The sequence below is a fragment of the Brevibacterium sp. UCMA 11752 genome, assembly GCF_021532235.1.
GTDB classification, from domain to species: domain Bacteria; phylum Actinomycetota; class Actinomycetes; order Actinomycetales; family Brevibacteriaceae; genus Brevibacterium; species Brevibacterium antiquum.
On sequence record NZ_JACBOS010000003.1, the window covers coordinates 1,462,438 to 1,488,840 of the forward strand.

Here is a 26,403-nt window from a genome sequence, read left to right on the forward strand (position 1 = left end):
GGCGCTCGCCGACGATGGTCCTCGTCATTCCAACCCACCCGACGATGGTCCCTGCACCACCTGCTTCCCCAGCGAGACCAGGAGTTTCCCAGTGAGACCAGGAGTTTCCCAGTGACAACACCGACGCACGACCTCCCCACCCCCGCGGGTGGCCCCGACCCAGGAGGCTCCGGCATCTCCGGAGGTCCCAGCCGCGACATGGACGAACCGCCGAAGGGCGCCTCGTTCATCAGCTATCTCCTGCGCAAACTCGGCGGCGCCCTGACCTCGATGATCCTCGTCATCGTCCTCGGCTTCTTCGCCTTCCGCATGCTGCCCGGCGACCCCGTACTCAAGATCGCCAAGGAACGGCCCATGAGTCCGGCTCAGATCGCCGAACTGCGCAGTCAGTACGGTCTCGACAAACCGGTCATCGTCCAATTCTGGGACTACCTGGTCGGCATCTTCACCGGCGACTTCGGCGAAAGCTACGTCTACCGCAAACCCGTCGCCGCGCTCATCGGCGAATACTTGGGGCCCACGCTCCTGCTCACAGCCACGGCCGCAGTCATCGCCATCGGACTGGGCCTGTGGCTGGGCCAGCTCTCGGCCTGGCGCCGCAATTCGCTCTTCGACAAGATCGCCTCCTCGACCTCGCTCGTATTCTGGTCGGTGCCCACCTTCTGGCTGGGCCTCATCCTCCTCATGATCTTCGGCGGCACCCTGCAGTGGCTGCCCACCGGCGGCATGATCACCCCCGGTCTGGACCCCTGGTCGTTCGCCGGCATCGTCGACATCATCAAGCACCTGATCCTGCCGGTCATCACCATGGTGGCCGTCGTCTACGCACAGTTCCTCATGGTCATGCGCGCCTCCCTCATCGAAGAGATGAGCGAGGACTATCTGACCACCGCCCGGGCGAAGGGCCTGACCGAGGACGAGGTGCGCAAGAAGCATGCCGTACCCAACGCACTGCTGCCCACGGTCACCGTCGTGTTCATGCACATCGGCGGACTCATCGCCGGTGCGGTCACCGTCGAAGCCGTATTCTCCTGGCCAGGCCTGGGCAAGCTGACGTTCGAGGCGATCAGCGGGCCGGACCTGCCGCTGCTGCAGGGCACCTTCGTCGTGTTCTCGGCCATCATCATCGTCATGAATCTGGCAGCCGACATCGTCTACCGGTTCCTGGATCCACGAGTCAGGAGGGCCTGATGAGCAAGAACGACACCACCGCCGAGGCGAACGCTCCCGAACCGAACCCAAGCACCACCTCGGCGAACGCTCCCGTCATCGACGGCGCGAAGCTCGTCCGTGAACGCCGACTGAACAACGCCAAGAAGAACTGGTCCCTGTTCCGCTCCGACATCCCCGCGATGGTCGGCGCGATCGTGCTCGTCTTCTTCGTCCTCATCGCGATCTTCGCCCCACTCATCGCCCCCGCCTCGATGCTCGATGTGACGAAGCAGCTCGACGTGCCCCGCTACGCCCCGCCGAGCCTCGCCCATCCGCTGGGCACCGACGATCTGGGCCGCGAACTCTGGGTCCGCATCCTCTGGGGCGCCCGAGTGTCCATCCTCGTCGGCGTCGCCGCCACGGTGATGTCGATGGTCATCGGCACCGTGATGGGTCTGGCAGCCGGACACTTCTCCGGACTCTTCGGCGCCATCGTCATGCGCATCATCGACTTCTTCATCGTCCTGCCCTCCCTGCTGCTGGCGATCGTCCTCTCCTCCGTCCTCGAACGGGGAGTCTTCACGATCGTCATCGCGATCGGCCTGACCTCCTGGGCATCGACGGCACGCATCGTGCGCTCCCAGACCTTGAGCGTTGAGTCTCGGCTCTACATCGAAAGGGCGCGCATCCTCGGCGCCGGACATAGGCACATCCTGTTCAAGCACATGCTGCCCGCGGTGATGCCGCTGGTGCTGGCGAACACGACCCTGACGGTGGGCAGCGCGATCATCGCCGAGTCGACCCTGTCCTTCCTGGGCTTGGGGGACACGAGCAAGGAATCGTGGGGAACGATCCTGAAGAACTCGATGGACATCTCCGCCGCGACCTCGGGCTACTGGTGGTACGTGCTCACACCCGGCATCGCGATCCTGCTCGTGGTGCTCGCCTTCACGATGGTCGGGCGTGCGTTCGAAGCCATCATCAACCCAGCCCTGAGGAGCCGCTGATGACCGACCTCAGCTTTGACAAGGTCTCGATCACCTACCGTTCGGCCTCGGCCCGCGGCAACGTCACCGCCGTCAGCGACATCAGCCTCGACCTGCCCACCGGTGCCACTCTCGGCATCGCCGGGGAATCCGGCTCGGGCAAGTCCACGTTGATCATGTCGGTCCTGCGCCTGCTGCCCAAGTCCGCGCAGATCGACGGGCAGGTCAGCCTCGGCGGGAAGGACATCAGGGATCTCAGCTTCGGCCAGATCCGGGCGGTGCGCTGGGCGCAGGCCTCGATCGTCTTCCAGGGCGCTCTGCACTCGCTCAACCCCGTGCGCGAGGTGGGCGGACAGATCGTCGAGGCCCTCGAACACCACTCGAAGGGCACCTGGACGACACCGGCCAAACGACGAGACCGGATGTTCGAACTTCTCAGCGAGGTCGACCTCGATCCGAGCAAGGCCGTGGCGTATCCGCATGAGCTCTCCGGTGGACAGAAGCAGCGGATCATGATCGCCATGGCCCTGGCCTGCGAACCGGACATCATCATCGCCGACGAACCGACCACCGCCCTCGACGTCATCGTGCAGAAGCAGATTCTCGTGGGCCTGGCGAAGCTGGTCGCCGAACGCGGGATCTCGCTGCTCATGATCAGCCACGACCTCGCCGTGCTCTCCGCAGTGTGTGAGAACCTCGCGATCATGCGCAACGGCAGGCTCGTCGAGTACGGTCCCAGCGACCAGGTGTGCCTGTCGCCGCAGGAGAACTATACGAAGCAGCTGGCCGGTGCGTTCCCGCAGATCGGAGACGCCGAATCGCGGATGAATCCCCGAACCCTCAAGCCCGCCGAGGTGCGCCGGGCCGAACCGTTCACGATGACCGACGAGGTGGTCCTCGAGGCCAAGAACCTCAACGTCTCCTTCGACACCCGGCAGGGCAGGGAACGGGCCGTGCGCGACGTCGATCTGGCGCTGCACAAGGCCGAGATCCTCGCAGTCGTCGGCCAGTCCGGCTCGGGCAAGACGACCCTGGCCAGGTCTCTGCTCGGCCTGCAGGAGGTGGATCCGGGCTCGCAGATGGAGTTCGCTGGCAAGTCCCTGCCGAAGAAGGCGAAGGCACTGCGGACCTTCCGTCGACAGGTGCAGATGATCCTCCAAGACCCCTCGGGCTCGCTCAACCCGAAGCGCAGCGTCTACGAAGCGGTGGTCGAGGGCCTGCGCGTGCAGAAGATCACCGACAACGAATACGCGCGAGTCATCGGGGCACTGGAAGCCGCCGAACTGACTCCCGCGGCCGACTACCTCGAGTCGATCCCGCAGGAGCTCTCCGGCGGACAGAGGCAGAGGGTCGTCATCGCCGGAGCGCTGGCGCTGGACCCGCAGGTGCTCATCGCCGATGAACCCGTCGCCTCACTCGACGCCTCCGTGCGCGGAGAGATCCTCTCCCTGTTCCTGGCGCTGAAGAAGAACCTGGGGATGAGCGCCCTGATCATCACCCACGACCTCGGACTGGCGTGGAACATCGCCGATACAGTGGCCGTGATGAAGAAGGGCGAGATCGTCGAGTACGGCGATGTCGACACCGTGCTGTCGAACCCGCAGCACGCGTACACGCAGGAACTCCTCGCTGCAGTTCCCCGATTGGGAAGTCAGAGTCTGGTCAAGCATGCATAGCTCCACCCCTTCCGACGCTCAGACGAACTCGAGCACGAGCCCGTACCTGGGCACCGCGCCGCTGCAGGCCGGCGACACCGTCCGCCTCATCGCACCCTCGGGGCCCACAGATGAGGAGTCTCTGCTGCGAGCGATCGCGCAGCTCGAATCCTGGGGGCTGCACGTGGTCGTCGGCGACAACGTCCGCGCTCGTCACCCACGCGTGAAGTACCTGGCGGGAACCGACGAGCAGCGCCGCACTGACCTCGTCGAGGCCTGGTGCGATCCGGACGCCGCAGCGGTCATCGCTCTGCGCGGGGGATTCGGGGCGATGCGGCTGCTCGACGGCATCGACTTCGACCTCATGCGCACCCACGCGCTGCGCCCGGACGGGCGCCCCAAGCTGCTGACCGGCTCTTCGGACATCACCGCGCTGCACCAGGCCTGGGACCACCACCTGTCGGTGGCGACGCTGTTCTGCCCGATGGTCGGCAACGATCCGTTCAAGAACTCCACGGTCGTGCCGGCCGAGGTGGCCAGCTGGCTGTTCGCACCCTGGGGTGGCCGCGAACTCGGGTTCCCCGCCCTCGACGGAGTCACGGGGGAGTCCGGGGCTGAGTGGACGTTTTGGTCCGATAAACGGGCCGAGGATCAGCCCGAAACGTCCACCCAAGACCAGGGTGGGCGCCCGCTCAGCCGGGCGCGAACCTTGGTTCCGGGGACGGGGAAGGGCCGCCTCGGCGGGGGAAATCTCAGTCTGGTCGCGGCCGGGATGGGCAGTCCGGAACTGGCCGGGGTGCGTGAGCTGCGTGAGCGCAGCGGACCCTCGATCCTCATGCTCGAGGACGTTGAGGAGGAACTCTACCGACTCGACAACCTGCTCGTGCAACTGGTCCGCGGCGGCTGGTTCGATTCGGCGGACGCAGTGGTGCTGGGATCCTGGCAGGACTGCGCCGAGATCGACGAGGTCGAGTCGTTGGTCATGGACTACCTCGGCGAGGCGGGAATACCGATCGTGAGCGAGATGGGCTTCGGGCATGACCCGGATGCGCCGAGCACTCCGTTGGGAGTCGCCGTCACACTCGAGGCTCCGGCCCAGGGCCGACCGCGAATGTGGGTGGACGGGGCGTGAAGGGACTGTGATGCTGAAAGATGTCGATGGAGAAGAGGAATTCGCACGATGACGGAACACATGACGATGAGTGGGGACATGAACACGGGGACGGCGTCGAACATGGGGACGGCGTTGAACACGGCTACGGCGCCGAACACGACTGCGGCGTCGAACATGGGCAACGTGGACTTCGACAGACTGCCGGGAGTGCGCTTCAGCGCCCTGGCCTTCGACATCGACAGCGGCGAACGCGTGTTCGCCCACAACGAGAACGATGAACTCGACACCGCCAGCATGGGCAAGGTGTTCCTCCTGCACACGGCTCTGCAGATGCACGTCAACGGCAATCTCAACCTGTCCGAGCGTCTGTCGCGGCGACCCTCGGAGCGAGTCGACGAGTCGGGCATCTGGTATCTGATGGAGCAGGACGAACTGAGCGTCTATGACGTGGCCGTGCTCGTCGGGGCGTTCAGCGACAACTTCGCGACCAATGTGCTCATTCGCCGGATCGGCCTCGAGAACGTCGCCCGCCAGGTCGAGGATCTGGGATACAGGAACTCCGGCCTCCATGACTTCCTCCGCTGGCCGCGACCGGCCAAGGCGCCGCGAACACTGTCGACGGGCACCGCGGCCGAGCTCAGCGACTTCATGGCCCGGCACGCGAAGGACGAGTTCTGGGACGAGTCGACGAACGAGATCTTCCGACGCTGGTTGGGCGCCGGCGCGGACACCTCGATGGTCGCCTCGGCTTTCGATCTCGATCCTCTGGCCCACTACAACTATCAGCGCGACGTGTGGGTCTGGAACAAGACCGGCACGAACGGGACGATCCGGGCCGATGCCGGAATCGCCATGACACCGACTCGGCGGGTCGCCTACGCCGTGTTCGCCAACTGGGAGAAGGACACGGACCGGGTCGTCGACGTCATGCCGATCATGCGCGAAGCCGGCGACGCCATCCACCGATTCCTCTGACGATCCGGACATCGATCAGCATTCTCAATCGGCTCGAGAATACGCACTCTCACACGCCGTTCCTCGAGTATCGTTGATGTCCTATGACCTCCTCGATCTACGTCACAGGCGAAGCGAAAGCACCGTCGAACAATCCGATCATGGCACAGTACGGATTGTTCTACATCGCCTTCGAGATCGAGGCGGAGACACATCGAGTCCTCGATGTCGACTGCTCGGCGACGTTGGCCCTGACAAGGAAGTTCATCAGGGGCCTGTTCGTCGATGCAGACATCAGGGACACCGGTCGACTCACGGATTCGATCACAGCCAGATACCACGGGTCCTCCCAGAAGGCGCTCATCGTCGCGGTGAACAACGCGGCGAAGAAGTACCAAGAGCTCCCGCCTCTCGGCTGATTCGACTCCTCGACCACCAAGATTGCCTGGGCCCTCACCGGACCGGATCCAATCGACGACCGCACATGGCTTCACCGCGCACTGCGCCTGCACCTCGTGGAATGGACCGAGGGCAGGCCGACGCGGTCCTATCCACCTGAAGGAGTGTCGTTTGTGATTACGGACGGTTTTCTATTCATCAGCCTGCTGCTGGCGATTTCGGCGATTCTCGTCGTCGCCGATCGCAGCGGGAAATTCAAAGTATTCAGATATGTCCCCGGGTTCGTCTTCCTCTACATCGTGGCGGCCCTGCTCAACACGGTCGGCATGTTCGACCATGACGCGATAGACGGCGTCGGCGACGGGTTGCAGGACGCGCTGCTGCCGGCGATGATCCTGCTCCTGCTGTTCAAATGCGATGTGCGACAGATCATCCGGCTCGGACCGAAACTGCTGCTGACCTTCGTGGTGACGGCTGCGAGCATCATCATCGGCTTCATCGTCGCCTACCTGATCGTGCATTCGGCTTTGGCTCCCGAATCGTGGAAGGCCCTCGGTGCGCTCAATGCGTCATGGACCGGTGGTTCGGCCAATATGGTCGCCGTTCAGAATATTCTGGAGGCGCCGGAGGACATCTTCGGCTATGTGCTCATCGTCGACACCGTTCTCTACTCCTTCTGGCTGCTCCTCATCTTCTCTTCGGTCGCCGTCTCCGATAAGTTCAACAGATGGACGAAGGCAGACACCTCGAAGTTCGACTTCGCCGATCGGGTCACCGACGAGGAGGAGAAGCCGATGACGCTGTCCTCGATCATCGGTCTGCTGGGCTTCTCCCTGCTCGTCTCCGCCTTGGCAGCCAAGGCGGGCGAATTGCTCCCGGAAGTGGGCACGGTGATCAATGCCTCGGCCTGGACGATCCTCATCGTGAGCATCCTGGGCCTGGTCATCGGGTCTACCCGGTGGGGACGGGCAGCGGGCTCGAGCCAGCTTGCGACCATCATGCTCTACATCATCATCGGCATCATCGCCTCCGGATCCGACTTCACCTCGCTGGCCGAAGCCCCGATCTATCTGGTCGCCGGCGTGATCGTGCTCCTCGTCCACATCGTCATCATGCTCGTCTATGCGAAGCTGACGAAGACCGAACTGTTCAGCATCGCCGTGGCCAGCACCGCGAACATCGGGGGAATCGCCTCGGCACCGGTGGTCGCGGGTGCTTTCAACCGTCAGCTGGTGCCGGTGGGCGTGCTCTTCGCGCTCATCGGAACGTTTTCCGGAACCTTCCTCGGGCTGTGGTCGGCGCAGCTGATGTCGGGCATCGGATGATGAGCGTGATTCGGCGCCCGAGACCGCACAGATTTCCACCCCACTCACCGACGATCATCCGAACTGAAACCGACGATCTTCCGAACTGAAGGAGCACACTCATGACAATCGACGTTTTCGACGGACACAACGATCTCGCCTGGTACCTGCGGGAGGAGCGCGACTACAGCGTTGAAGGCCTCAACGACCCCAGCATCTCGCCCTTCACCACAATGGACCAGCTGCGGGAAGGCAGCGTCGCGGCGCAGTACTGGTCGGTCTACGTCCACTCCTCGATCACCGGGTCGGACGCGATCAAGGCCACCTGGGAGCAGATCGACGCCGTTCAGCGCGTCGTCACCGCCTACCCCGAACGGCTCCAGTTCGCCCGCACCGCCGCCGAGGTGGTCGCCGCCCGGGAGGCCGGAAAGGTGGCCTCGCTGATGGGCGTCGAAGGCGGGCAGCAGATCGACGAATCACTGGCCGTGCTCCGTTCCTACGCGCGCGCCGGATCCCGGTACATGACCCTGACCTGGTCGACGACGCACTCCTGGGCGGACTCGGCCACGGACGAACCGCAGCACGGGGGCTTAAGCTCCTTCGGCTGTGAGGTCGTGGCGGAGATGAACCGGATCGGCATGATCGTCGACCTCTCACACGTCGCGCCCAGCGTCATGCACCAGTCCCTGGACATCACCACCCTGCCGGTGATCTTCAGCCACTCCTGCGCCTTCGGCCTCAACCCGCATCCGCGCAACATCCCCGATGACGTCCTCGAGCGGTTGCCCGGCAACGGGGGAGTGGCGATGATGACCTTCGTGCCCTCCTTCGTCTCGAACGCGCGCCGCGAATGGGTCGATGCCGGGGAGAACGGCACCGCCCCCGAGGTGACCGTGGCCGATGTCGCCGATCACTGCGATTACGTCCGCGAACGGATCGGAATCGACCATATCGGCCTGGGCGGGGACATCTGCGGCGTCGATGAGCTGCCGACCGGACTCGGCGACGCCGGGCAGTACCCGGCCCTGTTCTCGGAGCTGAGTTCACGTGGCTGGTCGGGCTCCGATCTGCACAAGCTCGGCTTCGACAATGCGATGCGGGTCCTCGAAGCGCACGAGGACGCCTACACCCGCTTCCTGGGGACCTCAGCGGGATCGGGGAACACAGCAGGGACGGGTCGCACGGCCACCTCGGCGGAGGAATCAGCATGACCAGGCTGCTCGTCATCGTCAACCACATCGAATCCCAGCCGGGACTGCTCACGCAGTGGATGATCAGCGAGAACATCGAGTTCGACCTGCGCATCGGCGGCGTATCGCGACTGCCGGAAACCAGCGCTCTGAGCGGCTATGACGGGCTGATCATGCTCGGCGGCGGATATATGCCCGATGAGACCGATAGGGCGCCCTGGCTGGAGGCCGAGGCGCGACTGTCACGGCATGCGCTGGAGACGGATCTGCCGCAGTTCGGCATCTGCCTGGGCGGACAGCTCATCGCCCACGTCATCGGCGGGGATGTGCGGGCGCAGACCGGCGCGCCGGAGAAGGGGTACACCTGGATCGACATGACGGAGGACGCGGCACAGGACCCGGTGTTCTCCAGCATCGGAAAACGCGCGGCCTTCGTCGAGAGTCATGTCGACCGGATCGTCGACCTTCCGGATGAGGCAACCCTGCTTGCGACCAGTACAGCCTGCCGATTTCAGGCGTTTCGGATCGGCAATGCGTGGGGTACACAATTCCATCCCGAGTCGACAGGCGAGAATATACGCAGCTGGGACGCGGAAAAACTGCAAGAATTGGGGTTCAACAAGGACACGCTCCTCGAACAGGCCGAGGAGCGCGGCGAGGATAGCCGGAGGGACGCGAAGGCGCTCCTGACAGGCTTCCTCGACGTGGTCCGCAGCAGACAACAGTGATCCCGACGCGGCGATCGCGGACGACATGGAGGAACCATCGTGAGTCATAGCAACAGCACCGCCGAGGCGAGTCCGGGGTCTGGGGGCCAGCCGGAGACCCTGAAGCGGGTCATGGGCCCCAAGCTTCTGCTTCTCTTTATCGTCGGCGACATCCTCGGCACGGGTGTCTACGCGCTGACGGGGAAGGTGGCCGGTCAGGTAGGAGGTGCCGGCTGGGTACCGGTCATCCTCGCCTTCAGCATCGCCGCGATCACGGCATTCTCCTACATGGAGCTCGTCACCAAGTACCCGCACGCCGCTGGTGCCGCGCTCTACACGCACAAGGCATTCGGGGTTCACTTCGTCACCTTCCTCGTCGCCTTCGCCGTCCTCAGCTCCGGAATCACCTCGGCGTCAACTGCGTCGACGGTGTTTGCGGAGAACATGGCTGCCGGCTTCGGCTGGGACCTCCCTGTCACGGCCACGATGTGGATCGCAGTCGGGTTCCTCGCGCTTGTCGCGGCGATCAACCTCCGCGGTGTGAGTGAGAGCGTGTGGTTCAACGTGGTCCTGACCACGATCGAGCTCACCGGCCTGCTGTTGGTCATTCTCGTCGGGTTCTTCGCCCTCGGTTCGGGCAGCGCCGACTTCTCACGGGTGATGATCTTCGAGACCGCCGACGACAAGAGCATCTTCCTGGCGGTCACCGCGGCCACCTCGCTGGCGTTCTTCTCGATGGTCGGATTCGAAGACTCTGTGAACATGGTCGAGGAGACCAAGGACCCACAGGTCTTCCCGAAGATCATGCTCAGTGGTCTGACGATCACCGGCATCATCTACGTGCTGGTGTCGATCGTGGCCGTCGCCGCCGTACCGATCGGTGTGCTAAAGGAGAGCAAGACGCCGTTGCTCGAAGTCTTCGAAGCCGGTGCTCCGGGCCTGCCGATCGACGAGATCTTCCCGTTCCTGACCATGTTCGCGGTCGCGAACACGGCACTGATCAACATGCTCATGGCCAGCCGCCTGCTGTACGGGATGTCGAAGCAGAACGTGCTGCCACCGGTGTTCGCCAAGGTTCTCAAGGGGCGCCGCTCGCCCTGGGTGTCGATCCTCTTCACCACCCTCATCGCCTTCGCTCTCATCATCGCCGTCTCCACCTTCCTGCCGGAGACCGTGATCGCCTCCCTGGGCGGAACCACGTCGCTGCTGCTTCTGGCCGTCTTCGCAGTCGTCAATTGCGCGGTCCTCGTGCTGCGCAAGAAGACTGTCGAGCACAAGCACTTCCGCGCCCCCACCTTCCTGCCGTGGCTGGGCGTCTTCACCTGCTTGTTCCTCGTCGGGCCGTGGGCCCGACTCGATGACCTCATCCAGTACCAGATCGCGGTGGCGCTGATCGGCATCGGCGTCGTCCTCTGGGCGATCACCTGGCTGTGGAACCGCTCGGTCAAGGGCGCGAGCACCAAGTTCCGCAATCCCGAGGAACTCACATGATCGCAGTACTCTCAGAAGGTTCAATCCTGAGAAAAGGTTCAATCCTGACAACAAGTGAAGGTGAAAAATGACTGTCGTCGTGGGCTATGTCAACAATCCAGCAGGCCATGCGGCCCTTGACAGGGGCATTGCAGAGGCGAAGAGGGACAACCTTGACCTGGTCGTCGTCAACGCCTCCCGCTCATCTGATCGCAGCGATGCCTACCGCCTCGGCGAGGGGGAGATCAAGTCGGTCCGGGACTACCTGTCGCGCTCCGGTGTGCAGGCGCAGGTGCTGACGCGTGGCAGCGAGTACGACCCCGCGGAGCAGATTCTCGATGCCGCCGCCGAGGTGGGGGCTCAGCTGATCGTGCTCGGCACCCGGAAGCGGACCCCGGTTGGGAAGTTCCTCCTGGGGTCGACGATCCAACGCGTCATCCTCGAATCCGTCTGCCCTGTCCTCTGTGTGAAGGCCAGCCACTGACCTGAGCCCGACGTCGTGGGGTGGCCCACGACGGCGGGTGGCATGGTGGCCGGGTGACTCGGCGGCCTGGGCACCTCGATGGTCGGGTAACTCGACGGCCGGGGCGTCTCGACGGTTGGGCCACCTCGGCGGCCGGGTGATTCGACGGTCAGGTCGTCTCGCAGTGACCGTGTTCGGCACCTGAAATCGGGCCGGGGGTGATTGCTACGAGACTGAGCTCATGATGAGTTCGGCGTTGACCTGCGCACCGACCAGGACACCGCTGGCCGCGCTCGCCACCACCATGGCCGAGATGTCCGCGCTGTTTCCCACCGCCCAGACTCCGGGTACATCTGTGGCGCCGTTCGCCTCGGCGGGTATGGACGAGCCCATGCCGGTCGGGTGGTCGACGACGGTGCCGCCGAGCTGCTCGAAGATCTCGCCGTTCGCCCGGAAGTACGGCCCGACGGCCAGAGCGTCGAAGGTCATGCTGTCGTTGTCGCGCAGCGTGACGACGGTGCCGGACTCGGTGCGTTCCACCGCTTCGACTGCCGAGTCGACGTAGACGATGCCAAGCGAGTCGAGCATTCTCCTCTGCGCCTCATCCGGTGCCGGAGCATTGTGTCGCAGGAAGGTGACGCGGTCGCTGAGCTGGGAGAACATCATCGCCTGGTGGTATGACATGGCGGTAGTGCCGATGATGCCGATGTTCTGGCCGCGAACCTCGTAGCCGTGGCAGTAGGGGCAGTGAAGAACGGTATCGCCCCACCCGTCGGCCAGCCCCGGGATGTCGGGGAGCACGTCGGTGAGCCCGGTCGCGATGACGATTCGCTTCGCCTCGATGGAGATTCCGACCGATGTCTCGAGATCGAAGCCAAGTGTCTCTGGTGCCTGCGTCCTATTAGCGGCGCTGAGGACTGTGGCGTCGATGAACTGGACTCCATATGCTTCGGCCTCCTGACGCCCCTTGGCTAGGAGGCCGAGCGGGTTGACGCCCTCATGGCCGAGGACGTTGTGAGCGTGAGCGCTCGCCGCGTTGCGTGGGGAACCGGCGTCGATGACGATGACGCTGCGAAGCGAGCGAGCCAAAGCGATCGATGCGGCCAGACCACCGGCACCTCCGCCGATGACGGCCACCTCGGCGATGAGCTTCTGCCGGCTCGGCTGGTTTGGCTGACTCTGCAGTGAGGGATGCGGCTGATTCTGCTGGGTGGGGTGCGGCTGATTCTGTGGTGTGGGGTGTGATTCTGACATATCAGTCCTTGGCTCGGTGAGTGAGAAAGCGGGTACCTCTGCAGTTTCACCCTTCAAGCTACTGATGTGCAAGTAAATTTGCAGAATTGGCAAATTCTGGCAGTTTGTGACCCATGATTGAGGGTGCGCAGCACGAATCGAACACAGGCAGATGGGCGAGCGGCGGGTCGGGATCTCACTGAGCACCTTGTCGCGGTTGGAGCTTGGAAAGCGGAAGCCCAGCCTGGAGCTGCTCCTTCCTTTGGCGGGCATCTACGGGCCGCCACTCGATGAGCTCGTCGGAACGCCGCCGATCGGAGACCCGCGAATTCACATCACGCCACAGAAGATCAATGGTCGGACCGTGCTGCCGCTGAGCCGAGGTTCCATCGGAGTTCAAGCGTTCAAGCACATCGTCGACGGCAAGCAGGCGCCGAAGCTCGGCGCGCTGAAAACGCACCCCGGATTCGAATGGGTCTACGTGATCAGGGGCAGGCTCAGTCTGATCCTGGGTGACAGATCGATGACCCTGGACGCAGGGGAAGCTGCTGAATTCGACACCCATACCCCGCACTGGCTCGGAAGCGCGGAAGCGCGGAAGTGTCCGGCGTCGAGTATCTGAGCCTTTTCGGACCGGAGGGGCAGCGCGTCCACCTCAGGAAATAGCCTCGCCGAGGCTGTTTCAAGGTCGGGTTGTGGCCGTGAGGGCTGGTCGATCAACGGCCTCATCTGCTCTGATTCCAGATCTGAAGAGTCAAAATATAGAAGATCGTCGAGTCATAACATGACGATCCTAAAAGAATAGAACAAAACTATAGACAGGCTGACTGTGATGAGAGTAAAATTGGAATCAAGCGGACAACACAGCAGTTGACGAATGGATTCCGAGATCATGACTCTCACCCCCGACCGCAAGCGCCACAAGAAGAACGGGCATGACGAACCAGCCTCTTCCGCTGTGCCTGGTGGGGAAGACGAGGTGGGTCAGGACTCTCCCACCTATCGAGAGCTTCTGCGTGATGCCGGCTTCGACCTTGATGGTCACCCATTGGCCGATCGCTTCGATGAAGTAGCCACGCCGCCCCCGAGTGATTTCGAATTCGCCGACGCGGATCATCCTGCCGAGCCTGCGGAACGCGCCGAATCGACAAAATCTGCGGAATCCTTCGAGCGAACAGAGCCTTGCGAGGTACGTGAGTCGATTGATCCTGAACAAGCCGATGAGTTCACAGACGCTGCGCGACGAGCCCGTTGGAGTGGCCGTAACCCGTGGAAGGCGAGCGTTGATGATCCGGATGCGCAGGCCGAACTCAAGCGTCGTGCAGCGGAGATCGACGTTGAAAAAGAAGAGTGGATGCAAAAGAAGTCCGAGGAAGCTGCGGCCGAGTGCAGTGCCGGCGAGGACACCTCGGAAAACAGCGAAAACGGAGACTGGGCAGCCTTCCTGGGTCAGCAGTCTGCGGATGAGCCGACTGGCGGAGAACCACCGAACCGTTCAAGACTCACGAGCGAGACCGACTCTGAGTTCGTTCGAGGTGGCGCCTCCGACTCTGTTCCAGTTGGTGCCTCCGACTCTGCTCCGGTTGGCGCCTCCGATTCAGATGGTCCCCTCGCTTCGGAGCATCCTCTTCTTGACGAGCACGCCTGGGTGAGTTTGGAGCGTATCGCTCCGGAAGTTGCGAATAGCATCCACGGACTTCGGTCCCTCGTCGGTGACCTCGAATCATTCAATCGTCCGATGGGTCCCGACGATGCGGTAACGGTGTTGGATGGGCTGGAGACAGTCAATCGGCTGGTCGAATCACTCTCAGTCGTGACTCTCTCCGTCTTCGAACGGGTGGGAACCCCTCGAGACTATGGGGCGAAGTCGACGAAGGCGCTGGTCCAGAACCGCCTCAACCTCTCCGAGAGAGAGGCCTACCGTCGATCTGAACTGGCTGAGAAGCTGGGCAATCAGGTGAGTTTCAGTGGCCAGTCGATCGGGCCGAAGTGTCCTCTGGTATCCCAAGCCCTTCAGCGCGGATCGCTCTCATCAACACAGGCGAGCACAATCATCGGCTGTCTGAAAGACCTGCCACTTCGAGTGAGTCTGGAGGATCAGCTCGAAGCGGAGAGGATCCTGGTTGAAAAGGCTCCGAAGGTGCGTGTGAAGGACATCCAGCAGCTATTCAATGAGATCCTCGCTTGGCTCGACCCGGATGGCGACCTTCCAAATGAGGCTCCAAAGCGTGATGAGCTCTCAGTCAGCCTGCGTCAGCGAAAAGACGGAACCTGGGCGCTTAAGGGAGTCCTCGATCCCGTAACGGGCGGCATCATGAGCGGACACCTCACCTCGAGGATCAAAGCAGACGACAGAGAGACTTCAGGTTCTGACCGGCAGCAAGATTCGGCCACAGACTCAGGCTCGATCTCCGCGGGAAGTATCTCGGCGGCGGACCAAGAGGTGGTTGACGTATTCAGCCAGGTTCTGCGAGGCGATCGCTCGGACGCAGTTGACCCCTCGCTTGAGCTCGGCTTCGACCATGAAATCGGCGGCTGGCAGCGCGAGGCGAAGGATGACCCCGCCACGGATGGCCGTGATGTACCACCCGGATACGGAGTGAGGGAAGATGGCTCCACGGTGGCGATGGCCGGTCGCCAACCGAGCGTGAAGAACAAGATCTATGAACGGTTCGCCACAATGATCGGCCGAATCGAAATGAATCGGGTGATGGCGGGTGCGCCCTTCGCGCTCGTGGTGACAGCGAAAGCTGAGGACCTTGCGAAGCAGTCTGGTCGTGCTGTCACCGACGCAGAGGCATCATTTCCGATGCAGACAGCCTCTTACGAAGGACTGAACGGTTCGGTGTTCTTCCACCTCATGGGCGAGAAGACGAAGAGTATGGAGCTGGCCACCGAGAGACGGTTCGCCACCTCGAAGCAATTGGCGATTCTGTCCAGCAGAGACCAAGGCTGCACATTCCCCGGTTGTGACACCCCACCCGGATGGTGCGATGCACACCATATAGTTCCGTGGGCGAACGAAGGCAGGACCGATGTCAACAATCTGACATTGGCATGTGGATCCCATCACCACCTGATCGACGATTCGGATTGGCACACCGTGATGCTCAAGGATGGGCGCCCGGCATGGGTGCCGCCTGCGACGATCGATCCCGCCAGACGCCCGATCTTGCACGCACGATTCATTGCAAAAGAGATCACCGATACTCTCTTCGACTAGTGCTGGCTTAGCGGGGCAGGGGAGAGGTGTGCGTCGCCTGAAGTCTGCCTCTGTCTGATGTCGGTCCCTGTCTGATGTCGGTCCCTGTCTGATACGCCAGGGGCGCGGTCACCAGGACGTGAGCAAGGTCAAGCGGTGCAGTCCCAGGTCACGTGGGGAATGAGGAATGAAGCTGTTGAGGCAGCTGTTGCCTTGGTTATGGAGCTTTCTATTCTTGACCTTGTGCCGGTCCGTGTCGGACAGAGCACCTCAGATTCATTCGCTGCCTCCCACGAACTGATTCAGTCCGCGGACAAACTGGGGTATACCCGCTATTGGGTTGCCGAACACCACAACATGCCATCGATCGCGTCAACGATGCCCGGTGCCGAACTCATGTACCTCGGTCAGGGAACCGAGCGCATTCGCCTCGGATCCGGCGGCGTGATGCTGCCCAACCACGCTCCGCTGGCAGTAGCGGAACTCTTCTCCCTCCTCTCGGCGGTCTACGGTGACCGCATCGACCTGGGGATCGGACGGGCACCCGGCACCGATCCGATCACCTCGGCGGCCATGAGGGGACACCTCGGCGAAGGTCGAATGGTCGACAGGGAGGGGCGAACCGTCGATCCCGTCGAACAATTCCCGCAGCACGTCATCGACACGTTGAGCCTGATGAAGCCCGAAGGTCTGCGCGTTCCGCTCCATGGCGGCCGTGAGCACGTCCTGCATGCGACTCCTGCCGCCGTGCCGGGAACACAGCCATTGCCGTGGCTGCTCGGCTCATCCGGCTACTCCGCCCGACTAGCTGCCCAGCTCGGCATGCCCTACGTGTTCGCCAACCACTTCGCGGCGGGTGCCACGACCGGAATGAAGATCTATCGTGACAACTTCACCCCGGGTGCGTACGGCGACAAGCCGCAGACCTTCGTCACGGTCAATGCAGTGGTCTCGCCGACTGAGGAAGAAGCGCAGCTGCGCTCCGAGCCGTTCCTGTTGCAGATGTCTCGCCTGCGAACCGGCGGACGAATGGAACCTTTGCGCTTGGCCGGCGATGACGTGCGATCAGTCAGGACCGACCAGGAACGTATGGTCGGTGAAGAGATGTCTGAGAACTGGATCATCGGCGACGCCAAATCCGCCAAAGCCCAGCTCGAAGAGCTCGCCAGTCGTTTCGAGGTCGACGAGATCATGATCCAGCCCGTCGCAGGAGCGATGGAAGGTGAAGGTCTCCGCCAGGACGCTGCGAGGATCCAATCGCTTGAGCTGCTGGCCGCCGAGTTCCTCAACTGAAGGCACCAGGTCTGAGCTGACAGCAACGGCCTGGCCTGAACACCCGATCTAGAACTGAAGGCGGCGCCTCGAAATTGGGACGCCGCCTTCAGCTGCAATGCTCGTCCGAAGTCTCATCTCTGTATCGATTGGGACAAGGGCACTTCTATTCAACGTGGCATCGCGATATCCTGCCACAGTGTCGACGTTGTCGTCTGCTTCAGAGCGGACGGTAATATTGGCACTGTGCGGCGCTTCGATGCGCATGGGTCCGATCGATGTCGACCACAGATTTCGATACCGGTCGATGCCATGGGTGGCGGAGCACGCATACCGAATGACGTTCGGAGACTTCCCCCACGCGGGAGTGACACCCGCAGACCGAAAGAGAAATAATGCGTACCAAAATTGCTGTTTCGGCGGCACTTGGGCTCGGACTTGTATTCGGCGCAGGAGCTCCTGCGCTGTCGAGCAACCTGACGTCGACCGATGAAGAATCTGCAACCGATTTGGCAGCTGCAGTCGTCCCGGGCCAGGAGCTTGAGCGGATCACCGACGGAAAGATCGAAAAGGGCGAAACCGCCTACGTCGATGTCACTGTCGCCACCCTGTGGACCGATTCGAAAGCGCCCCGGAAGGTCGACAAGCCTGCCCTTGGCCATCCAGTCGACCTCGACAAATGGAACAAGAATCTCAAGAAGACCGATGTGCGACGCGGTCTGACCGGCAAGGTCGAGACGCAAGCCGCATACGGTTCCGAAGTCACTGTCCTCAAAACCAAGGGCGACTGGGCCCAGGTTGCGGTCAAGGAGCAATCGACGTCCAAGAACAAGAAGGGCTACCCGGGCTGGGTGCCGAAGAAGCAGCTTGTCGAGAACGACCGATTCGGGAAGCTCAAGGACGACCAGCCCCGCGCGGTCGTGACGAAGAAGAAGAGTGAACTCGAAGGTATTGAGTTCACCAAGGACACCGGTGCGGATGTCAGCTTCAACGTCGATCTTCCGCTCATTGCCCAAGACGTCGATGATGTGCGCGTGGCGCTCCCCGGTGGCGGCGCAGCGTGGATCGACTTCGACGACGTCGCCGTCTACGACACCGGTGGCAAGCCGGCGAAGCCCAGTGGCTCTGACCTCGTCAAGACTGCGAAGCAGTTCGACGGATTGCGTTACCTGTGGGCCGGAGTCTCGCCCTACGGCTTCGACTGCTCGGGCTTCACCTACAGCATCTACCGGGCCCATGGCATCGACATTCCCCGTGACTCGGGTGAGCAGGCCACCGCTGGCAAGAAGGTCTCCGAAGGTGACCTCAAAGCAGGCGATCTGCTGTTCTTCTCGACCAGCTCGGGAACCGTCCATCACGTCGGAATGTACGTCGGCGACGGCAAGATGATCCATTCGCCCAACGCGTCCAAAGACGTCTATGTCACCGACTGGAAGTCATGGGACACCGGCAATGAGTTCTCCGGAGCTCGCCGAATCATCTGAGCTCGGCATTGAGCGGTTGGCTGATTCCGGCCGACAGTGATGTCGCAAGTGCTGACGTCGCAAGTGCTGATGTCGCAAGTGCTGACGTCGCAAGTGCTGACGTCGCAAGACAGAGCGAAGGCCGATGCCCCACTTGAAATGGGGAATCGGCCTTCGCTCTGTCTCGTCATACTCCTCCACGACCGCTGCGGAAGAGGCAGCAGTCCTGGCCCCGGTTAGGCGACATCAGCCGCCCGGTCAGGCCCACTGAGCTGACTTGTCAGGCCCGCTGGGTCGCCTGGTCTGGCCCGCCGAACGGCCGTGTCTGGCCCGCTGCGCTGACTTGTCTGGCCCACCGGTTCGTCCGCTGGCCCGCCGAAGAGGCAGGCGGGCCCACTCGAGGGGACAGATCAGTGGCGTGAGCTCTGGGTCGACTTGAGATAGATCGCTCGGGCCAGATCGTCGCGTCGTTCGATGAGCAGCCGACGCAGCGCAGCCGGAGCATCGCTGTGCGCGGCCAACCAGGCATCGGTCTTCTCAACCGCTGCCTCTTCATCAACCGACCAACGAGGGTAGAGCCCGAGGACCAGGCGCCTGGCGATCTCGATCGAATTATCGGCCCAGAAGCCGGCAAGCCGCGAGAAGTACTCATCGACATAGTTTTCGATGAGCGGCATCGACGTGGGGGCCACAAAACCGGAGATGATGGCCGTGAGCACATCGTTGCTCAGCGCCGCCGCCTCGTTGATGACCTCCCATGCGCGGATCTTCACGATCGGCAGCGGCATGGCCGCACTCGCAGTCTCGGCATGGAGGCGACCCGATGAACTGGGATCTGACTGGTTCTCTCGCGCGATGTCGGTCTGGTCGGCCCAGCCCAGGCACACGAGCGCGGTCAGAGCATTCCATCGCAGGGCATGATCATTGAGCAGTCCCTTGAACGGCAGAGACGCCGCAGCGTGGTCCGGAGCATCAGATCCAGTCCCGGAAGCCCCAGCCTCGGAACTCCCAGCCCCAGCCTCGAAACTCCCAGCCCCAGCCTCGAAACTCCCAGCCCCAGCCTCGAAACTCCCAGCCCCAGCCTCGAAACTCCCAGACCCAACAGGTTCAGACGGTGCACTCAGATGGTCGATCTCTTCGCCGACGGGAACAGCGAGGATCTGCGACGCGAAGCCGCGGCCCATCGCGATCGCGGGACTTGCCCCAAAGCAACGAGCCGTGCGCGAGGTGAGAGCAAGAACCAGGTTCGCCAGATGAAGCTGAGCGTCCGAGCCTGACTTGGCCGTAGCCAATGCGTCAAGAGCAGCGCCCAACAGCCCGGTGATTGCGGTCTCGAAATTCCTCGCCGAGACCCACTGGTCCAGGCAGGTCAGCGCCGTCTGGCTCAGGCCTGCCATGATGCCGGCATGGCTCTCCTTGCCCAGGCTTCGGGCATAGGCCGTGAGATATCGCTGCACGGGAAGGAGACCATCGCGAACCGCATTTTCCAAGGCTGACCACACCAATGCCCGTGAAAGCGGATCCGCGATCCGGGACACCGACCTGATCGCGGCCTCCGTCGATGCCGGATCCAAGCGCACGCGCGCATAGTCGTGATCGGAGTAGTTCACCAGCGTGATATCGCCGAGGGTGCGTCCAGCGAGCTGCTCCACCTCAGCCGACTGGGTGGAGAAGTCGAAGGAGAAGGAATCGATCGGGACCAGCTTGCGTCCCTTTCGTCCCAACGTGGCGATCTCGAGCGTGTGCGGACGCAGCAGCTCGGCACCGCGGGCCGAATCGGCCTGAGTGATCTTCGCACTGGTGATGCCTGCTCGGCCTGAGCCCCGCGCAGACGGTGAGGCATCGTTGGACGTCGTCAGTTCCAACGACAGTTCGGAGACTCCGGAGGTGCCCAGCCATGCGCTGGCCCAGCTGGCGATGTCCCGGTCTGGGGCCGCCTCGGCGAGGCATTCGAGAAAGTCTGCGAGCTCGGTATTGCGGTAGTCGAAGCGCTTGAAGTACAGGCGCGAGCCGGCGAAGAACGCCTCCCGGCCGACGAAGGCCACGAGCTGCTTGAGCACGGACGCGCCCTTGGCATAGGTGATGCCGTCGAAGTTGAGCTTCGCAGCCTCGACGTCGGGGATGTCGGCGACGATCGGGTGCGTGGTCGGATAGAGGTCCTGCGTGTACGCCCACGCCTTGCGACGCAGTGCGAAGGTCACCCAGCCGTCGGTGAAGCGGGTCGCCTCGGCCAGCGCCAGCCCGCCCATGTAGTCGGCGAACGACTCCTTGAGCCACAGGTCGTCCCACCACTTCATGGTCACCAGGTCGCCGAACCACATGTGCGCCATTTCGTGCAGGATCACGTTCGCCCGCGACTCGTAGTTCGCGTCGGTGACCTTGTCCCGGAAGATCAGACTGTCGGTGAACGTGACCAGACCCGGATTCTCCATGGCGCCGAGGTTGTACTCCGGAACGAAGATCTGATCGTATTTGCCCCACGGGTACGGATAGTCGAATTCGTCAGTGAAGAAGTCCAGCCCGGCCTTCGTGATCGAGAAGATATCGGAGGCGTCGAGGTGGTCGACGAGGCTGGCGCGCGTCCATGCGCCCAACGCCACGACCTCACCGGTCGAGGGATCCGTCCAGTGGTCGGTTGCACCTTCGTAGGGACCTGCGGTGATGCACGTGATGTAGCTCGACTGTCGCAGCGTCGGAGCGAAATGATGAGTGATCGCGGGGGAGTCCGTATCGACAGGCCCCTGGCTCGTCTCCTGGCTCGGTCCGCGACTCGTCTCGGGGCGGTTCGACAGAACCTGGAAGTGCTCGGGGGCCGTCACGTTGAAGATGAACTCTGCCTTAAGATCCGGCTGGTCGAAGTTCGCGAACACACGGCGGGCATCGGTCGGTTCGTACTGAGTGTAGAGATAGACCTTGCCGTCGGCAGGGTCGGTGAAGCGGTGCAGCCCTTCTCCCGAGGTGGAGTAGTAGGCCTGTGCCTCGATCGTCAGGGTGTTCTTCCCCGTGCGGATGGGCAGTCCCACGCGTGCGCCGTCGAACACCTCGGCGGGGTCGAGGATCTCATCATTGAGCTCGGCGAATGTGACGGAGTCTGCGATCAGGTCGATGAATGTGCGGCACTCGGTTCGGGCGGTGAACTCGACGACGGTACGGGAGAGGTACGTCGGAGCTCCGGTCTCGGCATTGCTGACGTCGATATCGACGGTGTAAGTCGAGACATCGAGCACTTGAGTGCGGCTCTGCGCTTCATCTCGGGTCAGGTTGGTTGTCATTCATAGCCTCCTCGGCGCACAGACTTTAGCATGTCACAATTCCGGTACGCTGGGTACAGCGAAGGCGAGCACGAAGGGAGTCTGATGGCGAAGTCCGAGGTCAGAGAGTTGCCCCAGCGCGCCTTCAACACTGTGGTGCATCGATCTCGGATGGGTCTCAAGCGTGTGCAGGCCAACGCCGGGCAGCTGATCCAGATCCCGATCGCCGCCACCGCGGCCTATGCCTTCTGCGTCTACGTCCTCGGCCACCCATATCCGTTCCTCGCAGCCGTCGCCTCTGCTGTCGGCATCGGGCCGGTCGCCGACCGTCGTCTGCGCCGAGCCATGGAGATCGGTTTCGGAGCGACCTTCGGCGTGCTCGTGGGCGAGCTCCTCGTCAACGTCTACGGCACTGGGATCTGGCAGCTCACACTGACGCTGGCCATCGGCCTCTTCATCGGCACGATGCTGAATTCCGGTGGCATCTTCATCACCCAGATCGCCGTCCAATCCGTCTACGTCGTCGTGGTCCCTGCCACTGCCACCACCCTGCCGTTTCCTCGCACTCTCGATGCCCTCACCGGGTCCGTGTGCGCAATCCTTCTCGCCCTCATCCTTCCGCGCGATGCCCGCAAGGTCCCGCGCGGTCTTGCCGCGAGCATGCTCGACGAGATCAGTGCCGTCCTGCAGATGATGGCGCGGGCGCTGCAGGACTCCGATGTCGCGCTCGCCAAACGGGCGCTGACGCGGGCTCGAGAGACCCAGGACATCATCGATTCCTGGGGTTCCTCGCTCAAGATCTCGAGGGAGGCGGCGAAGATCAATGCCAGAGGCAGGCGTCATTCCGCCGAGGTGACCAGGCTGTCCCGTGCACACACCCATGCCGATCGTGCCATGCGTACCATTCGCGTCATCGCTCGCAGGGTCGTGGGCATCACCGAATTCGGTGTGGAGAAGCCGATCATCGCCGGCTACGTGGATTCGCTGTCCGAAGGGTCGAAGAAGCTCGAAGTCGCGCTGCGCAGAGGGACCGATCGGGCGCTGGCAGAAGCTGCGCTGGCTGAGGCCGCTTCCAGCCTTGATCCCCGTGCGGAGGAGAGCTGGGATATCCACGACGAGTCCCTTGTGCTGCTGCTGCGCCCGGTCGCGGTGGACCTCCTCGAAGCCTGCGGGCTGACCAACGAGGCCGCCCAGAACCGACTTCCCTCGCTCAGTGAAGACACACGAGATACGGATGAGCCGCCCGCGGAGTGACCCTCGAGTGACCGGGGCTTCAGCGGCTCTCGACGATGAACACGACGGTCGTCTCCGGTCTGAGCGCCGTGAACTGGTGCGGCTGATCGCCCGGATAGGTCAGGTAGTCGCCGACGTGAAGCTCGTAGGACTGCCCGAGCACCTCGATGCGCGCCGCCCCCTGCCCCAGGATCACATGCTCGATAGTGCCGACAGGGTGCGGCTGCGAGTTTCGGGGCTGACCCGGTTCGGCCTGAATGAAATACACGTCGCGCCGCGCATTCGCCGGCGATGCTGAGAGCAGAGTCGCAGCATAGTTCGCGGTGTTCGAGGGCAGACTGGGCAGATCCTTGGCGTGCAGGAGCGCGACTTCGTGCTGCGGAGGATCGAGCAGTCTGGCCAGAGGGATGTCGAGCGCGGCCGCCAGAGCCCACATCGTCTCGACGCTGGGATTGCCGGTGCCTGCCTCCAGCCCGGACATGGTCGATTTTCCGATCCCCGCCCGACGGGCAACTTCGGAGAGCGAGAGGTTCGCGTGCATCCGCTCTCGTCTGATTGCGATTGCGATCTGCTCACGAGGCGTCGGGCCAGCCGGCGGCTCACCGGGTCCGGTGGGTGCCTCATCTCGTGGTTGAGAACTCATGAGTTCACTATAGCGACATAACGTTCCAGTTGACGAACGATTCGTGAGTGTGCACTATATAGAACATGAGTTCTGTGTTTCGCACGATCGATCGGGTCCTTCCGGGCTCGACCTATCGTGACGTCATCATCGTCACGATCACGATCATCGCGGTCGCTCTGTCCTATGGGGCCATCTCCGCGGTGTCCGGATTCCCGTGGTGGCAGACGCTTCTGCTGGCGATGTTCGCCCTCGGCGGTGCAGCGGAATTCACCTTCGTCGGCGTGATCGCCGCAGGCGGAGCGCCGGTCCTTGCAGTGCTGGCGGGCCTGCTGGTCAACTCGCGCAACTTCGCCTTCGGCGTGGCCGTCGGGCCGTTCTTTCCGCAGGACTGGCGCGCACTCCTCGCGGCGCACTGGATCAACGACGAATCTATCGCCGTATCGCGAACCGTCAGCACCGACCGGGCACGGTGGCATGCCTTCCTCCTCATGGGTGCGGCCATCGCAGTGATGTGGCCGAGCGGGGCCATGGTCGGCCAGTGGCTCGGCAGCGTCATCGACGCCGACCTCCTCGGCCTCGATGCGGCCTTCCCGATCATCCTCTTCTGCCTCATCCGCGGCGACCTGAAGAGCAGAACCACCCTGTCGCTCACGGTCGTTGGAATCCTCATCTCGATCCTCCTCACTCCGCTCCTTCCTCTCGGACTCGGAGCTGTGACCTCTCTGTCAGTGTTCGTGCTCGTGGCAGTCGGCTGGTCGATCAGGGCAGTCATCAGGAAGCGCCGAGGTGGTGCCGCCCAGACAGATCTCAGTGAAGCTGGCGATCGCAGCGGTATTGACGATCGCAGTGGTGGTGACGATCTCGATCGACAGGAGGGGAGCCGATGAGCCCGGTCAGTTTTCTCATCGCACTCGCTGCGCTGAGCATCGGAACCTATGCCATGCGCTTCGCCGGTGTGAAGCTCGGTGCGGCGATCGCAACGAAGGGCAAACGGCGACAGCTCGCGACCGCCTCGGCGGGGTCAGACGGAACCGCGGAAACGAACAGCACTGCACGATCGAACAGCTCCGTGGAACTCACGGGGGAGTCGGAAGGCGACTCGACGGCGACGGTGACGAAGTGGATGGATCGGGCGACCGTCGTTCTCATCGGTGCAGTCTTCGCGACGACGGCGATCTTCGATGGGCAGGACATCGCGGACCCCGCACGGCTCATCGGCGTCGGTGTGGGAGTCCTGGCCTCGATCCTGCGAGTGCCGATGCTCATCTGTGTGCTGCTGGGCATGGGTGTCTGTGCAGGCATCCGAATGACGGGGATCCTGTGAACGCCGGCCGTGGTGCGAAGCTGTGACAGCCGGAGCCAGACCGCGTGACCGCCGGAGCCAGACCACGTGACAGCCAGAGCGCCGTGCTGCCTCAGTATCGTGTCCTCGCAGCGCTGAGGCGGTTCATGTGCGGCGAGTGATCCGACGGTGGGGATTCGCCCAGGATCCGAGCCGTCCCCGTGCCGGGTGGAGCTGCGATTGCTAGGGTAGATGCTATGGAAATAATTGCCGGCGTTCAGCAGATGGTCTTTCTCGCCTTGTCCGTCGCCGCCTTCGGCCTCCAGCTGTGGGCGTTCATCGACTGCCTCCGCTACAAGGACGAGAACTACCGCGCCGTTGACAAGCAGAGCAAGAAGTTCTGGGTCATCCTCCTCGGCGTCGGTCTCGCGCTCGCACTCATCGCGCTTCCGCCCATGGGCATGCGCATCATCTTCCTCAACCTGATCGCACTCGTCGCTGGCATCGTCTACCTCACCGACGTCCGGCCGAAGATCAAGGCCATCGACCCGCGCAATCGCAAACAAAATCGGAACCACTGGCGCTGAGAAGGCGACGAACACTCGCAGATGACAAACGACCTCAATCTCCCGGGCCCAGATTCCGACTACATCGCCACCTTCGGCAGCGGTGACCCCCACACACTCTTCGGCCACGGATTTGCCGGCGCAATCCGCGACACCCGCCCCTTCGGGACAGGCATCACCGGCACCAAGCATTTCCTCCACCTGCCCGGCCACGGCGGCCGCCCCTCACCTGGCTCGGGATGGAGCTACGGCCACATCGCCGAGGTGCTGGCACAGGCCCTGACGTCAACCTCGGCGACGCAGGCCCTCGGCGTCTCTATGTCCGCCGGCGGGCTCCTCAGACTGCTTGGCACCAGTCATCCGGCGACCCGGAACCTCGAGAAGGTCGCGCTCGTGCTCCCGGCATCATTCACCGGGTTCTCCGCCGAGGTGGCCGATGCGAACCGCAGCTACCTGGAGCGACTGCGTGATCTGGTGGCCGCTGGTGACGTTGAGTCCATTACGGACCTGATGCTGTCTCGCGAACCCACCGAGGTGGCCGAGCTCCTGCCGGTCAGAGCCTGGACGAAGACGAAGGCTGAGAATCTCGTCAATACGGACATGTCCGATGGGCTCGGCTTGGCTCTCGAGATCGCCGTCGACGAGAGCGCAGGCGATGTGAGCACGGGCAATGACCCGTTGAGTGCTCTGGCTCGGTTCCCGGGGGAGGTGCTCGTGCTCACCCACGAGGATGACCCTGCCCATCCGGTCGAGGTCGCCGAGGCGATTGCGGCCGCGATTCCCGAGGCTCACTTGGAAGTCCTGCCAGCGGGATCGATCCTGTGGCGCGGGCGCCACGAAGTTCGCCGGATCCTCGGCGAGTTCTTTGGCTAAACTGTCACC

At 63.1% G+C, this 26,403-nt stretch carries 23 protein-coding genes; 20 read left to right on the top strand and 3 right to left on the bottom strand.

Annotated elements, in window-relative coordinates; all coding sequences use genetic code 11:
* Positions 1-111: 111 nt before the first annotated feature.
* From HU144_RS06480 to HU144_RS06530, 11 genes are all read left to right on the top strand, one after another.
* Positions 112-1,191: an ABC transporter permease gene (locus HU144_RS06480; protein ID WP_235350631.1), complete on the top strand. Its 1,080-nt coding sequence runs from the start codon at positions 112-114 to the stop codon at positions 1,189-1,191.
* The gene (locus HU144_RS06485) at positions 1,191-2,159 is read left to right on the top strand and encodes an ABC transporter permease (protein WP_235350632.1); all 969 of its coding nucleotides are present in this window, start codon (positions 1,191-1,193) and stop codon (positions 2,157-2,159) included. The genes HU144_RS06480 and HU144_RS06485 overlap by 1 nt, the downstream gene beginning before the upstream one ends.
* The gene (locus HU144_RS06490; protein ID WP_235350633.1) at positions 2,159-3,814 is read left to right on the top strand and encodes an ATP-binding cassette domain-containing protein; all 1,656 of its coding nucleotides are present in this window, start codon (positions 2,159-2,161) and stop codon (positions 3,812-3,814) included. The genes HU144_RS06485 and HU144_RS06490 overlap by 1 nt, the downstream gene beginning before the upstream one ends.
* Positions 3,807-4,925, top strand: coding sequence for a S66 peptidase family protein (locus tag HU144_RS06495; protein ID WP_235350634.1), 1,119 nt, complete (start codon positions 3,807-3,809; stop codon positions 4,923-4,925). Before HU144_RS06490 ends, HU144_RS06495 begins: the two co-directional genes overlap by 8 nt.
* Positions 4,926-4,973: 48 nt before the next feature.
* The gene (locus HU144_RS06500; RefSeq protein WP_235350635.1) at positions 4,974-5,882 is read left to right on the top strand and encodes a serine hydrolase; all 909 of its coding nucleotides are present in this window, start codon (positions 4,974-4,976) and stop codon (positions 5,880-5,882) included.
* A gap of 83 nt (positions 5,883-5,965) precedes the next feature.
* Positions 5,966-6,280, top strand: coding sequence for a DUF3870 domain-containing protein (locus HU144_RS06505; RefSeq protein WP_235350636.1), 315 nt, complete (start codon positions 5,966-5,968; stop codon positions 6,278-6,280).
* A 153-nt stretch (positions 6,281-6,433) separates the two neighbouring features.
* The gene (locus HU144_RS06510; protein ID WP_235350637.1) at positions 6,434-7,585 is read left to right on the top strand and encodes a DUF819 family protein; all 1,152 of its coding nucleotides are present in this window, start codon (positions 6,434-6,436) and stop codon (positions 7,583-7,585) included.
* 101 nt (positions 7,586-7,686) lie between these two features.
* Positions 7,687-8,775: a dipeptidase gene (locus HU144_RS06515; protein ID WP_235350638.1), complete on the top strand. Its 1,089-nt coding sequence runs from the start codon at positions 7,687-7,689 to the stop codon at positions 8,773-8,775.
* Positions 8,772-9,482, top strand: coding sequence for a type 1 glutamine amidotransferase (locus HU144_RS06520; RefSeq protein ID WP_235350639.1), 711 nt, complete (start codon positions 8,772-8,774; stop codon positions 9,480-9,482). The genes HU144_RS06515 and HU144_RS06520 overlap by 4 nt, the downstream gene beginning before the upstream one ends.
* Positions 9,483-9,521: 39 nt before the next feature.
* Positions 9,522-10,952: an APC family permease gene (locus HU144_RS06525; RefSeq protein ID WP_235350640.1), complete on the top strand. Its 1,431-nt coding sequence runs from the start codon at positions 9,522-9,524 to the stop codon at positions 10,950-10,952.
* 67 nt (positions 10,953-11,019) lie between these two features.
* Positions 11,020-11,415 carry a universal stress protein gene (locus HU144_RS06530; RefSeq protein ID WP_235349562.1) on the top strand — a complete coding sequence of 132 codons (396 nt, stop codon included), beginning with the start codon at positions 11,020-11,022 and terminating at the stop codon, positions 11,413-11,415.
* Between the two features lie 204 nt (positions 11,416-11,619).
* Here HU144_RS06530 and HU144_RS06535 read toward each other — a convergent pair whose 3' ends face one another.
* The gene (locus tag HU144_RS06535; RefSeq protein ID WP_235349561.1) at positions 11,620-12,648 is read right to left on the bottom strand and encodes an NAD(P)/FAD-dependent oxidoreductase; all 1,029 of its coding nucleotides are present in this window, start codon (positions 12,646-12,648) and stop codon (positions 11,620-11,622) included.
* A gap of 151 nt (positions 12,649-12,799) precedes the next feature.
* Here HU144_RS06535 and HU144_RS06540 point away from each other — a divergent pair, with 151 nt between their 5' ends.
* The 4 genes from HU144_RS06540 (at position 12,800) to HU144_RS06555 (ending at position 18,585) form a co-directional block, all read left to right on the top strand.
* Positions 12,800-13,249 (top strand): helix-turn-helix domain-containing protein, encoded by a 450-nt coding sequence (locus HU144_RS06540; RefSeq protein WP_235349560.1) that lies wholly within the window; start codon positions 12,800-12,802, stop codon positions 13,247-13,249.
* A gap of 270 nt (positions 13,250-13,519) precedes the next feature.
* Complete coding sequence (locus tag HU144_RS06545) at positions 13,520-15,850, top strand: HNH endonuclease signature motif containing protein (RefSeq protein ID WP_235350641.1); 2,331 nt, start codon at positions 13,520-13,522, stop codon at positions 15,848-15,850.
* Between the two features lie 159 nt (positions 15,851-16,009).
* The gene (locus tag HU144_RS06550; protein ID WP_235350642.1) at positions 16,010-17,122 is read left to right on the top strand and encodes an LLM class flavin-dependent oxidoreductase; all 1,113 of its coding nucleotides are present in this window, start codon (positions 16,010-16,012) and stop codon (positions 17,120-17,122) included.
* Between the two features lie 374 nt (positions 17,123-17,496).
* Positions 17,497-18,585 (top strand): C40 family peptidase, encoded by a 1,089-nt coding sequence (locus tag HU144_RS06555; RefSeq protein ID WP_235350643.1) that lies wholly within the window; start codon positions 17,497-17,499, stop codon positions 18,583-18,585.
* A gap of 389 nt (positions 18,586-18,974) precedes the next feature.
* Here the strand turns inward: HU144_RS06555 and pepN are convergent, their stop codons facing one another.
* The gene (gene pepN / locus HU144_RS06560) at positions 18,975-21,836 is read right to left on the bottom strand and encodes an aminopeptidase N (RefSeq protein ID WP_235350644.1); all 2,862 of its coding nucleotides are present in this window, start codon (positions 21,834-21,836) and stop codon (positions 18,975-18,977) included.
* A 30-nt stretch (positions 21,837-21,866) separates the two neighbouring features.
* Between pepN and HU144_RS06565 the strand changes: the two genes are divergently transcribed.
* The gene (locus HU144_RS06565) at positions 21,867-23,069 is read left to right on the top strand and encodes an FUSC family protein (RefSeq protein WP_235350645.1); all 1,203 of its coding nucleotides are present in this window, start codon (positions 21,867-21,869) and stop codon (positions 23,067-23,069) included.
* A 19-nt stretch (positions 23,070-23,088) separates the two neighbouring features.
* Here HU144_RS06565 and HU144_RS06570 read toward each other — a convergent pair whose 3' ends face one another.
* Positions 23,089-23,691, bottom strand: coding sequence for a helix-turn-helix domain-containing protein (locus HU144_RS06570; protein ID WP_235350646.1), 603 nt, complete (start codon positions 23,689-23,691; stop codon positions 23,089-23,091).
* 65 nt (positions 23,692-23,756) lie between these two features.
* On the opposite strand from HU144_RS06570, the gene HU144_RS06575 reads away from it, so the two are divergent.
* From HU144_RS06575 to HU144_RS06590, 4 genes are all read left to right on the top strand, one after another.
* Complete coding sequence (locus tag HU144_RS06575; protein ID WP_235350647.1) at positions 23,757-24,560, top strand: AzlC family ABC transporter permease; 804 nt, start codon at positions 23,757-23,759, stop codon at positions 24,558-24,560.
* Positions 24,557-24,997, top strand: a complete 441-nt coding sequence (locus HU144_RS06580; RefSeq protein ID WP_235350648.1) for an AzlD domain-containing protein — start codon at positions 24,557-24,559, stop codon at positions 24,995-24,997. The genes HU144_RS06575 and HU144_RS06580 overlap by 4 nt, the downstream gene beginning before the upstream one ends.
* 215 nt (positions 24,998-25,212) lie before the next feature.
* Positions 25,213-25,542 (top strand): DUF2516 family protein, encoded by a 330-nt coding sequence (locus HU144_RS06585; protein ID WP_143920622.1) that lies wholly within the window; start codon positions 25,213-25,215, stop codon positions 25,540-25,542.
* Positions 25,543-25,563: 21 nt separating this feature from the next.
* Positions 25,564-26,394, top strand: coding sequence for an alpha/beta fold hydrolase (locus tag HU144_RS06590; RefSeq protein WP_235350649.1), 831 nt, complete (start codon positions 25,564-25,566; stop codon positions 26,392-26,394).
* Positions 26,395-26,403: the final 9 nt, after the last annotated feature.

Excerpts from the sequence above, each read along its gene's own strand:
- pepN (WP_235350644.1), bottom strand. The coding sequence starts at position 21,836 with ATGACAACCAACCTGACCCGAGATGAAGCGCAGAGCCGCACTCAAGTG.
- HU144_RS06535 (WP_235349561.1), bottom strand. The coding sequence starts at position 12,648 with ATGTCAGAATCACACCCCACACCACAGAATCAGCCGCACCCCACCCAG.
- HU144_RS06485 (WP_235350632.1), top strand. The coding sequence starts at position 1,191 with ATGAGCAAGAACGACACCACCGCCGAGGCGAACGCTCCCGAACCGAAC.
- HU144_RS06520 (WP_235350639.1), top strand. The coding sequence starts at position 8,772 with ATGACCAGGCTGCTCGTCATCGTCAACCACATCGAATCCCAGCCGGGA.
- HU144_RS06515 (WP_235350638.1), top strand. The coding sequence starts at position 7,687 with ATGACAATCGACGTTTTCGACGGACACAACGATCTCGCCTGGTACCTG.
- HU144_RS06555 (WP_235350643.1), top strand. The coding sequence starts at position 17,497 with ATGCGTACCAAAATTGCTGTTTCGGCGGCACTTGGGCTCGGACTTGTA.
- HU144_RS06550 (WP_235350642.1), top strand. The coding sequence starts at position 16,010 with ATGAGGAATGAAGCTGTTGAGGCAGCTGTTGCCTTGGTTATGGAGCTT.
- HU144_RS06545 (WP_235350641.1), top strand. The coding sequence starts at position 13,520 with ATGACTCTCACCCCCGACCGCAAGCGCCACAAGAAGAACGGGCATGAC.
- HU144_RS06590 (WP_235350649.1), top strand. The coding sequence starts at position 25,564 with ATGACAAACGACCTCAATCTCCCGGGCCCAGATTCCGACTACATCGCC.
- HU144_RS06495 (WP_235350634.1), top strand. The coding sequence starts at position 3,807 with ATGCATAGCTCCACCCCTTCCGACGCTCAGACGAACTCGAGCACGAGC.
- HU144_RS06585 (WP_143920622.1), top strand. The coding sequence starts at position 25,213 with ATGGAAATAATTGCCGGCGTTCAGCAGATGGTCTTTCTCGCCTTGTCC.
- HU144_RS06530 (WP_235349562.1), top strand. The coding sequence starts at position 11,020 with ATGACTGTCGTCGTGGGCTATGTCAACAATCCAGCAGGCCATGCGGCC.
- HU144_RS06490 (WP_235350633.1), top strand. The coding sequence starts at position 2,159 with ATGACCGACCTCAGCTTTGACAAGGTCTCGATCACCTACCGTTCGGCC.
- HU144_RS06570 (WP_235350646.1), bottom strand. The coding sequence starts at position 23,691 with ATGAGTTCTCAACCACGAGATGAGGCACCCACCGGACCCGGTGAGCCG.
- HU144_RS06500 (WP_235350635.1), top strand. The coding sequence starts at position 4,974 with ATGACGGAACACATGACGATGAGTGGGGACATGAACACGGGGACGGCG.
- HU144_RS06565 (WP_235350645.1), top strand. The coding sequence starts at position 21,867 with ATGTCACAATTCCGGTACGCTGGGTACAGCGAAGGCGAGCACGAAGGG.
- HU144_RS06505 (WP_235350636.1), top strand. The coding sequence starts at position 5,966 with ATGACCTCCTCGATCTACGTCACAGGCGAAGCGAAAGCACCGTCGAAC.
- HU144_RS06580 (WP_235350648.1), top strand. The coding sequence starts at position 24,557 with ATGAGCCCGGTCAGTTTTCTCATCGCACTCGCTGCGCTGAGCATCGGA.
- HU144_RS06540 (WP_235349560.1), top strand. The coding sequence starts at position 12,800 with ATGGGCGAGCGGCGGGTCGGGATCTCACTGAGCACCTTGTCGCGGTTG.
- HU144_RS06575 (WP_235350647.1), top strand. The coding sequence starts at position 23,757 with ATGAGTTCTGTGTTTCGCACGATCGATCGGGTCCTTCCGGGCTCGACC.